At 44.1% G+C, this 10,071-nt stretch carries 8 protein-coding genes, 3 tRNA genes and 1 pseudogene; 11 read left to right on the plus strand and 1 reads right to left on the minus strand.

Annotated elements, in window-relative coordinates:
- Positions 1-23 precede the first annotated feature (23 nt).
- Entirely contained in the window at positions 24-341 is a 318-nt protein-coding gene (gene hpf / locus JHD45_RS01810; protein WP_199474477.1) for a ribosome hibernation-promoting factor, HPF/YfiA family, read from the minus strand.
- 237 nt (positions 342-578) lie between these two features.
- Between hpf and JHD45_RS01815 the strand changes: the two genes are divergently transcribed.
- The 11 genes and pseudogenes from JHD45_RS01815 to JHD45_RS22140 all read left to right on the plus strand — a co-directional run.
- Positions 579-1,484: a DnaT-like ssDNA-binding domain-containing protein gene (locus tag JHD45_RS01815; RefSeq protein WP_199474478.1), complete on the plus strand. Its 906-nt coding sequence runs from the start codon at positions 579-581 to the stop codon at positions 1,482-1,484.
- Positions 1,393-2,199, plus strand: a complete 807-nt coding sequence (locus JHD45_RS01820; protein WP_233407502.1) for a replication protein P — start codon at positions 1,393-1,395, stop codon at positions 2,197-2,199. Before JHD45_RS01815 ends, JHD45_RS01820 begins: the two co-directional genes overlap by 92 nt.
- Positions 2,200-2,327: 128 nt before the next feature.
- Positions 2,328-2,969, plus strand: coding sequence for a response regulator (locus tag JHD45_RS01825; RefSeq protein ID WP_199474479.1), 642 nt, complete (start codon positions 2,328-2,330; stop codon positions 2,967-2,969).
- Between the two features lie 14 nt (positions 2,970-2,983).
- Positions 2,984-4,804, plus strand: coding sequence for an excinuclease ABC subunit UvrC (gene uvrC, locus JHD45_RS01830; RefSeq protein ID WP_199474480.1), 1,821 nt, complete (start codon positions 2,984-2,986; stop codon positions 4,802-4,804).
- Between the two features lie 43 nt (positions 4,805-4,847).
- Entirely contained in the window at positions 4,848-5,408 is a 561-nt protein-coding gene (pgsA, locus tag JHD45_RS01835; protein WP_067013958.1) for a CDP-diacylglycerol--glycerol-3-phosphate 3-phosphatidyltransferase, read from the plus strand.
- Positions 5,409-5,504: 96 nt separating this feature from the next.
- Positions 5,505-5,579: transfer RNA gene (locus tag JHD45_RS01840), tRNA-Gly, on the plus strand.
- 21 nt (positions 5,580-5,600) lie between these two features.
- Positions 5,601-5,674 (plus strand) — tRNA-Cys (locus JHD45_RS01845).
- Between the two features lie 11 nt (positions 5,675-5,685).
- Positions 5,686-5,772, plus strand: a tRNA-Leu gene (locus JHD45_RS01850).
- A gap of 258 nt (positions 5,773-6,030) precedes the next feature.
- Complete coding sequence (locus tag JHD45_RS01855; RefSeq protein WP_199474481.1) at positions 6,031-7,434, plus strand: phage tail tape measure protein; 1,404 nt, start codon at positions 6,031-6,033, stop codon at positions 7,432-7,434.
- Positions 7,435-7,878: 444 nt separating this feature from the next.
- Entirely contained in the window at positions 7,879-9,690 is a 1,812-nt protein-coding gene (locus JHD45_RS01860; protein ID WP_199474482.1) for an ATP-binding protein, read from the plus strand.
- A 127-nt stretch (positions 9,691-9,817) separates the two neighbouring features.
- Positions 9,818-10,071 (plus strand): annotated as a pseudogene (locus tag JHD45_RS22140) (hypothetical protein); the annotation flags it as partial.

The raw sequence follows: 10,071 nt of genomic DNA on the forward strand, positions 1-10,071 counted from the left end.
GCGAGAACGCTGAAAATAGAAGACTAAGAGACGACTGCCGCTTTGTGGGTGGCAGCGCTTTGTTTGGTTTTATGCTTATCAACTTGTTTTGTTAGCTTGTCTATCATGGCATCTATCGCATGAAATAGCCTATCTTCAGAGGAGGCGGCAGCGAATATCTCTTTGCCTGGAAGATGAAGGGTCGCTTCGGCTTTTTGCTTTTTATTGTCTTTTTGTAGCGTGACATTAACCGTGGTGATTTGGTCTGTCAGCTTAGATACTTTGTTAAATTTCTCAGTGATGTGATCTTTGATTGCAGGGGTGACATCAATGTGGTGCCCAGTAATGTTGATTGTATGCATACAACTTTTCTCCTCAGTAAAGTTGGCTTTAGGGTGAAGACATTTTCTCTCCACCATTTCAGCATAGAAGTGGGCGATGAAGCTGTCAATGGGATTTAATTTAACGGTCACGCTACTGTCATAACTTTATGGATGAAAGAAAAATCTATTGATTGCAGTCTGTCTTATGTGCAGGTTATCGTGCTTATACCATCAGCTTTTGCTAGACTGTCATGCTAAACGTGTGAAGCGAGAATTATGTTAAATAACGATTATTCATTGCCGATTTCATTTTCTTTGGCCGCACAGATTGGTCTGGAAGAAACGGTGTTGTTGACTTTTTTAAGGCAGCAAGCCTATATGTTCAATGCGCCAGCATTACGCATGGAAATTAGCCATCTTAATAGACAGCTGCCGTTCTGGACGGTGCCCATTTTGATGCGTTTACTGAACAACTTGCAAATGAGTCAGTTATTGCACTTTAAACAACAAGAGCAAACCTTAGAGATTCAGCTGGCTTCTAAAAGCATGGGGACATCAAATACTGGTTCTGGTGGGACAATCCCATCTGATTCGATGAAGAGTGCTCCTCCTAGTGCTCAGTCAGACGATAGGTTGATGGAAAAAATGAATCGCCTGCATCAAGCGTCTCGTGAGAAAAATTCTTCTGGTTATGCTGGTGGAGTTCCAAATAATCCGTCGGGGGAGAGTTCTCCGCAGTCGCATTTTACGCCCAAGCAACAGTCGGCGACTTATCCGGCTAGGAGTTCGTCGCGTGAACATAATCCACGATCACAGCCCCCTGTGGTGAATGATCGACGTGGCGTAACCGATTTTGATTTGTATTTAGAACAAAAAGAACGTGCCCGACAGCCAGATCAATGGCAACCAGAGGAGGCGACACTCGAACAAATTGCCCAATCGGGTATCTCGCGTGAGTTTGCTTTGTCCTTGCAAGCTGAATTCTTGTTGAGGATCAAAGAGCAGCGTAAAAATGTAAGAACCTGGAACAGTGAATTTTTTAAATACGTAAAACGTCAGTGGCAATATAAACAATCGGATCGGTCTTCATATGAAGGAACCTCAAGCAGTTCAAAATTTAGTAAAACCTCTCGCGAACAAGTTAGCGACGCCCTCAGCAACATCCACGACACAGACTGGTGAGCAAGCCGCTTATCAGGCTCAGCAGCAAGATGAGGCACAGCAACAAACGCGAGTATTGGTGAATATGCTGTTTGCTCGGTTTAAGGCGATTTATACTCATAAATTCGCTTCGGCCTACAGCACTCCTGACGAAGTAAAGTTAGCAAAACGTGAGTGGGCGGTCGCACTAAAAGGTTTTCAAGAGCCATTATTGGCGTATGCTGTAGAACGGACCAAAGAGGTTTACGCTTGGCCACCGACCATTTCTGAGTTTTTAAAGTTGATTCATACCGCTTATAAAGCGTATGGTTTGCTGGATCCTCGTTCTGCCTATTATGAGGCGTGTCAATGTCGAAGCGATCCATTGACCTATAAATGGACGCATCCTGCTGTTTACTTTGCAGGCGCGCAGACAGGCTGGTATAAATTAAAAACTGAGGAAGAGCATGTTTCTTGGCCGCTTTTTGAGACGAATTATCTTAAAATTGTAGATCGTGTTATATCTGGGGAGCGTTTAAGCCTCCCTAAAGTGTTTATGATCGAAGATAAGCAGACGTTAGACATCGATGATTTGATTCGCTCCATTTCGAAAGCGCTTTCATTAGCAGAGGAAGAAATTGCTCCGATGTTTTACTATATTCACAAGACGCCAGGGTCAGGTATCCGTAAACAATATCGCAAGATAAGCAAGGAAAAGCTTAAAGTCTTGGGGTACACTGGTACATTGCCAGAATGAAAACGGGTGTTAAATGCTTGTTTTGAGGGAGTTTGGACGCGATAATGTGGGGCACATAGTATTGGGTCTGGCCTCTTTGATGACATCCATACTTCGCGGTAATGTAAAGAGAGTGGTGAGGTGATTTCTTGTTAAAAGTGCTGATTGTTGATGATCATGATATGGTTGGCTTGGGTATTAGTCGTGTACTACAAGACATCAAAGGCGTTGATGTGGTTGGTATCGTTCGCAGCGGTGAAGACGCGATTTCTCACTCGAGAAAACTATTACCTGACATCGTTTTGATGGATGTTCACATGCCCGGCATTGGCGGTTTAGGGGCCACCAAGGAAATTAAACGCATCCTACCGAAAATCAAAGTGATTGCATTATCTGCTTTGGATGACAGCTTGTATCCTACTAAATTGTTGGAAGCGGGGGCATCTGGCTATTTGACGAAAGGAACAAATACCGAAGAGCTGCTTGAAGCGTTGGAAACGGTGCAAAAAGGTGGTCACTATATTTCGAAAAGCATCGCTCAGAAAATGGCCCTGTCAAAATTCTCCATTGATAGTAAAGGTTCTCCTTTAGAAGCTTTATCTGATCGTGAATTGCAAGTGGCGCAAATGATAGTGGATTGTAAAAAGTCCACAGAGATTGCAGAGCATTTAAATGTTAGTCCGAAAACAGTGAGTACTTATCGTACACGCATTTTCTCTAAGCTGAACATAGAGAGTGATGTAGAATTGATTCACTTGGCTGTGCGCTACAACGTGCTGGGCATGGGGTAGTCAACGAGGTTTGTTTGAGTCATATAGCGTTTGATCCAAAGCATTTTGTCAGTAATCTAACGACTCGCCCAGGTGTTTACCGTATGTACGGTAAAGGTGAGTTGTTATATGTCGGTAAAGCCAAAAATCTTAAAAACCGTGTGTCGAGTTATTTTCGTGCCACGGGTCTAACCACGAAGACCATGGCGCTAGTGAGCCGCATTGACGCCATTGAGGTCGCCGTCACCCAGAGTGAAACAGAAGCGTTACTGTTAGAACAAACGCTTATAAAACAGCATCGGCCTCCTTATAACATCCTACTTCGGGATGATAAATCTTATCCTTATATTCTCCTATCTGACCATCGTCACCCGGCACTCTTGTTTCGGCGCGGTAATAAACCAGAAAAAGGCAAGTTATATGGCCCTTTTCCTAATGGAACGGCGGTGCGAGAGAGTTTGAGTACCATGCAAAAGGTATTTAAAGTTCGTCAGTGTGAGGATAGTACCTATGCCAATCGTTCAAGACCCTGTTTGCAATATCAGATTAAGCGCTGTTCTGGGCCTTGTGTTGGCTTGATTGATGATGATCAATATGATGAAGATGTTCGTCATGCGAGAATGTTTTTGCAAGGAAAAAACCAGGAACTGACCAATGAGCTTTCTGATAAGATGAAAGCAGCTGCCATGGATATGGAATTTGAGCGTGCTGCCGAATTGCGCGATCAGATGATCCAGCTCAAGCACATTCAAGAGCAGCAGCATGTATACGGACAAACAGGGGATGCGGATGTGATCGCCGCATTAATTCAACCTGGTGGTTTGTGTGTACATGTAATGATGGTGCGACACGGTAAAGTCGTGGGCAGTAAAAGTTATTACCCAAAAATGCCGATTGAGATTACTGAGAGCGAATTACTTTCGTCTTTTATTGCGCAATTTTACCTCAGTGGTGTGCAAGAATTGCCGAAAGTGCTGATTACCAGCCACGAACTGGATGATGCGCAAGTGTTGGTAGACGGAATCTTTGCCGCCACACAAAAGCGTATCGAGTTGTTGTTCAATGTTCGTGGTCAGCGTGCTCGCTGGATGGATCTGGCTAAGCTCAATGCTGAGCAGGGCTTGCAGGCTCGTCTGTCAGACAAGCGAAATCACTTTAGTCGTGTCACCGCATTGCAAAAAATATTGGGTTTTAAAGAGCCACCAGCGCACATGGAATGCTTCGATATTAGCCATTCTAGCGGTGAGGCGACAGTGGCTTCTTGTGTTGTGTTTGGGCCTGATGGACCGGATAAAAAACGTTATCGATCCTTTAATATTGAAGGCATTGAAGGTGGTGACGATTACGGTGCGATGAAACAGGCATTAACACGCCGTTACAAACGTGTTAAAAGTGGTGAGTTGGAAAAGCCAGACGTGGTTCTCATTGATGGCGGTAAAGGTCAATTGACACAGGCGGAAAATGTGCTCAAAGAGCTTGGTCTGGTGGATGTCTTTCTATTGGGCGTAGCGAAAGGGGACACACGTAAGCCAGGCTTGGAAACCTTGTACATAGGCTCTAAAGAAGACGAGGTGGTATTGCCGCCCGATTCCGCTGCTTTGCACTTGATTCAGCATATTCGGGATGAGGCGCATCGCTTTGCTGTGAAAAGCCATCGTCGCCGTCGAGACAAAAAGCGCCGACATTCTGTGTTGGAGGACATTCCTGGGATTGGTCCAAATCGTCGTAAGGAGTTGCTTTCTGCCTTTGGGGGATATCAGGGGTTACTGGCTGCGAGTCAAGAAGATATTTCAAAAGTGAAGGGAATAGGTGCCAAAAAAGCTGAAGAAATCTACCTGTACCTCCATAAAAACTAGCCAGATTTTGTGTTGTACATCTTGTGTTTAAAATAGGAAGCAAATGAACATACCAAATATATTAACCTCTGTAAGGATCTTTATGATCCCTATTTTGGTCGGCATTTACTATTTGCCATGGGAAGGGCGCTATTATGCATGTGCAATTGTTTTTGCTGTTGCGGCTTTTACTGACTGGTTAGATGGTTTCTTGGCAAGACGCTTGAATCAAACCACCCCTTTTGGAGCCTTCTTTGATCCCGTGGCGGACAAGGTAATGGTTTCTGTGGCGTTGGTGATGCTTGTTGCGAATTATTCTGATCCTCTGATGACGCTCGCCAGTGCGGTGATTGTTGGTCGTGAGATTGTGATCTCTGCATTGCGCGAATGGATGGCCGAGATGGGTAAACGTGCCAGTGTGGCCGTTTCTTACATTGGTAAGTTAAAAACAACGATGCAAATGTTGGCGATTTTTATCTTGCTGGGAACGCAGCCTGGCACAGAGTACGCTGTTATGGGTCAATCGGTATTGTTGATTGCCGCTTTGCTCACACTTTGGTCTATGTATATTTATCTCAAAGCGGCTTGGCCAGACCTTATGCCGAAACATTGGGATAAAAAGTAATCAAAATGAAAAAAAGTGCCTAAGTAGGCTATTTATTTAGAATTTTTCCTTGACGTGAAAGCTCAAATACATAGAATAGGCACCGTCTTTTGAGACGCGGGAATAGCTCAGTGGTAGAGCACAACCTTGCCAAGGTTGGGGTCGCGAGTTCGAGCCTCGTTTCCCGCTCCATCTTAAAAGTGATCTGATAAAGGCCGGATGGCAGAGTGGTCATGCAGCGGACTGCAACTCCGTGAACGCCGGTTCGATTCCGACTCCGGCCTCCATATCAGACAATGCCCGGGTGGCGAAATTGGTAGACGCACAAGACTTAAAATCTTGCGATAGAAATATCGTACCGGTTCGATTCCGGTCCCGGGCACCACTTAGTGGTGCTTTTTTTTGCTTTAAATTTTCTTATCCCCTCCAAACCCCCGCCGTTTCTGGCTTTCATCGTTTTCTATACACTCCTTCAAATTGTAAACTTTTCCGCTTATATGCTATGTTTTCCAAAGTTTTGCACCAAATCTGCACCAGATATTGCACCGGAGAATATAGAACGTGGCTTCAATTTTTAAGCGTGAGGTGACGGCTTGAGCGTCTTGCACAAGAAAGCCAATATATCGATATTCCGAAAAGCCCATTGTCTGATGCTCTGAGTCGATGTGTAGACCTTGATGATGCCACCAATTACCTAAGCAACGACGACCAAAACGGCCTCGTCGCCGCCTTTGGCAAAGTCGCCAAACAAGCCGACCGCGCCAACAGCGTCAACAACGAATACGCCAACCGCGCCGCCACACGAGGCCACAGCCTCGACATGCTCGGGGCCAAATTCGACCGCATGACCATCATTCTTGGGGATCGGCTCTTGCCCGTGCTCGATGCCGTCTTACCGCCGCTCATGTCCGTGGTCGATAGCGTCGCCAACTTTGCCGAAGCCAACCCCAAACTGGCCACAGGTCTAATGGGCGTGGCCGCTGCCATTGCCGCCGTCAAAGCCGGAGCCATCGCCTTCAAACTCGCCAAACTCACTCTTGGCAACGGGCGCGACCGCTTCAACCTTGGCAAAGCCACACTCACCCGAGCAACCGACCAAACCACCCAAAGCGCCAACCGAGCCTCACGCTCCCTTGACCGCTTAAATCGCAAACTCAACAGCCTCGGCGCAGGCGCACGACAAAGCCCCACCGCCTACGGGGGCGAACGCCTTAGCAAAGAGGAACGCAAACGACGCAAAAGAGACTACCTACAAGGTCGATCCAGTGGCAGAAAAGCCACCTCAAAACGAGCCAGACCATCCCGCCTCAGCGGACGCTTTCGCTTGGGCAAATACGGACGGCTCGCAGGCCTACTCAGCAGCGGCGCGGCCTTGGGCATGTTCTCAGGCTCCGCCAATGCCAGCGGCCTATCTAACGTTGCCGACCTAGCCATGACCGGGGCAGACCTAGCGGGGGCAGCAGGGGGAATCAGTTCACTCATTCCCATGGGGGGCATCGCAGGCGGCGTACTAAAAGGCGCGGGCAAACTCTTCAGACCGCTCGACATCGCCCTCCAAGGCGTTGGCCTTGACTCCGCCATCTCCCAAGGCAACAGCACCCAAATCGGTGCCACCGCAGGCGACATGGCAGGGGGCTTGGGAGGCGCGGCGGCGGGCGGCTTAGCTGGCGCCGCCATTGGCTCCGTCGTGCCCATTATAGGCACCGCCATTGGGGGCATTGTTGGCTCCATCGCAGGTGGCATGGGCGGTGGCTCTTTAGGGGAATGGATCGGCAGCAAAATAGGTGGCTGGTTTGCAGACGACAAAACCGACCAACCTGCCCCCGCGAATATCGCAGCGAAAAGCCAACAGCTACAAAACCACAACAAAAGCATCACCTTTTCGCCAACCATCCATCTAACACCGACAGGCAACCCAAGTTACGACCAACAACTCAGCGACCAAGTGATAGAAAGGCTCAAAGCCGAATTTGCCCAAGGCATGATGGGCAATATGGACGTTGCCACAAGAGCCGATGGAAGCTTGACGGATAAACGAACGAGCTAGTGTTTAAGCTGAACTACTATTTTGGTAGGTCAGGTCAGCTCTTTCTTAGTGGAAGGGAGCCCTAAAACAGGGCGCCCCTAAGTCTCTTGTGTCGCGGTTAAAGGGGGTCGGTGAAATGCCGACCCCATAAATGCCTTTAAAGCATCGAGGAGGAACGAATCGTTCCCCCCTTGAAACCATAGGCACAGGGATGATGGGCATGGCGATTAGGGCGGTTGGCAGGTTGATGGATAAAAGAGAGTGTTAGGTTTGATAGTTGTCAGTGGTTTGTAAGGATTTTTTGGTGTATAAGTAAAAGGTTACTGGAATTAATTGGTAAAAATTTATTGTGTCAGAATGGTACACACCTTAAACACTCAGTGTTTTCTAGGTTCTTAGCGTGCGTGTCCTGATAAAACTCTGTTATTTTTTTAAATTTTGACATTAATATCAAGGATAGAAACTATGAAATTAGAATCAATTAAATTAAAGAATTTCCGAGGTTATGGTTCAGAAATACCTATTTCGATCAGTAATCTGACAGCATTTATTGGAAAAAATGATGCTGGGAAGTCAACAGTACTTGAAGCCTTAGAAATTTTTTTTAATAACTCCTTGGTTAAATGTGAGAAAGATGACTTAAATATAAATGCAGATAATAACTTAATTGAGATAACTTGTATTTTTAAGGAGCTCCCACAACAGATAATTCTAGATTCCGCTTTTCCTACATCGCTAGCAGATGAATATCTTCTTAACTCAGATGGAAACCTTGAAATTAAAAAAGTTTATACTGCTACGGCAGCGAATCCTAAAGAAAAAATATATATCGTTTGTAATCATCCAACAACTGATTTAGTAGACGATCTCTTAACTTTAAAGCGCACTGAATTAAGAGAAAGAGCTAATCAACTCGGAGTAGGTATTGAAAATTATAACGCTAATGTTAATTCTTCAATAAGACAAGCAATAAGAGCCAAGGTTGACGAGTTAAGTTTATCGAGTATAGATCTGCTTGTTGACAAAGAAGACAGTAAAAGAATTTTTGATTCAATAAAAAACTACCTACCTCTTTATGCATTATTTCAATCTGATCGGCCTAGTAAAGATGATGATAAAGAAGTTACTGACCCAATGAAAATTGCAGTGCAACAAGCACTATCAGAGCTCAGTGATGAAATAGGGCATATTAAAAATGAAGTAAGAGCAAAAGCTATTGAAACCGCAAACAGAACTTTAACTAAGCTTCGTGAGATGTCTCCAGACTTAGCTGATGAATTAATTCCTGAGTTCAAAACAGAACCTAATTTTGCCTCACAATTTAAATTATCGATTAAATCTGAGGATGATATTTCAATAAATAAGAGAGGAAGCGGGGTTAGGAGGTTAATTCTTTTAAACTTCTTTAGAGCTGAAGCTGAGCGAAGAAGAACAGCTGATGATGGAAATAATATTATATTTGCTTTTGAAGAGCCGGAAACTTCTCAGCATCCAGATCATCAACGTATGTTAATTGAGGCATTTATGGAACTATCGAATACCTCAAATAGCCAAGTAATGTTGACTACACATACTCCAACTTTAGCTGGGTTATTACCTCTTGAAAGCTTGAGGTTTATTGAAAGAGAAGGCCAAAATAGAATAATTCAAATGGGATCTAATGAAGTATTTAGTAAAGTGGCAGATACATTAGGCCTGTTACCTGACCCTATTTCGAAATATGCTCAAGCAATGCTTCTAGTCGAAGGCAAAGGTGATATTACTTTTGTGGAGCATACTGCTGAAAAGCTAAAAGAGGCTGGTTATATTGAACATACATTCCAAGATAAAAGATTTGCTCTAGTTCCTATTGGTGGATGTGGTAATTTGAAGCATTGGAAAACATTACAACTAGCTAAGCAATTTGATATTCCGTACTGTGTTTTATTGGACTCAGATAAAGGAACGAATGAAGAGCAACAAAATATTGATAAAGTTGCAGATATGCAAGCTGACGGAATTAAAGCATATATAACACGTAAACGAGAACCTGAAAACTATATTCACTTAGATTGTTTGTCGCTTCCTGAAGGAAGTCAATTTACTCTTACTGATACTTGTGATGCAAAAGAACTTATTGGTCGAGAAAAAGGGACTCGCAAATCTAATATAATAGAAGATTACTGGGTTTTAATGAGTGCTAGAAATATTAGGGAAATGGAGTCTTATTTTGATGGTGACACTGAACGGTTTGAGTTCACCGATATGTTTTCAGATTTCTTGTCGCTAGTTAAATAAGCATACAATTCAAGGGGGCAAATTCGTTGATTTTTAGAAGGCCAACGATATCTGCCCCCAACTTCCCAAATTTCAAAAGATCATGATATAAATGATTTGGATTAGCTGATCGGATTAAAAACTGAATATGAATAATGAAAACAAAAATCATATTTTTCCTGCGCAAGATCAAAGGCAAATCTGTGATCTAAGTAATGCATACCTAAATCATATTTTATTCGATGAAATAAAAGATTATTCTGATTTTTATGAGCATTTATCTATGTCTACATATAGCTTTAGGACGCAGGGCACGACCTCATTGATTAATATTGATACATATGTTTACTCTTCTATGAGAGCTACTTTAAATTCCATATTGGAAATTCTTAAAAAAGGTAG

Origin of the sequence: Marinomonas spartinae (assembly GCF_016461715.1) — a bacterium.
In the GTDB taxonomy this organism is placed as follows: domain Bacteria; phylum Pseudomonadota; class Gammaproteobacteria; order Pseudomonadales; family Marinomonadaceae; genus Marinomonas; species Marinomonas spartinae_A.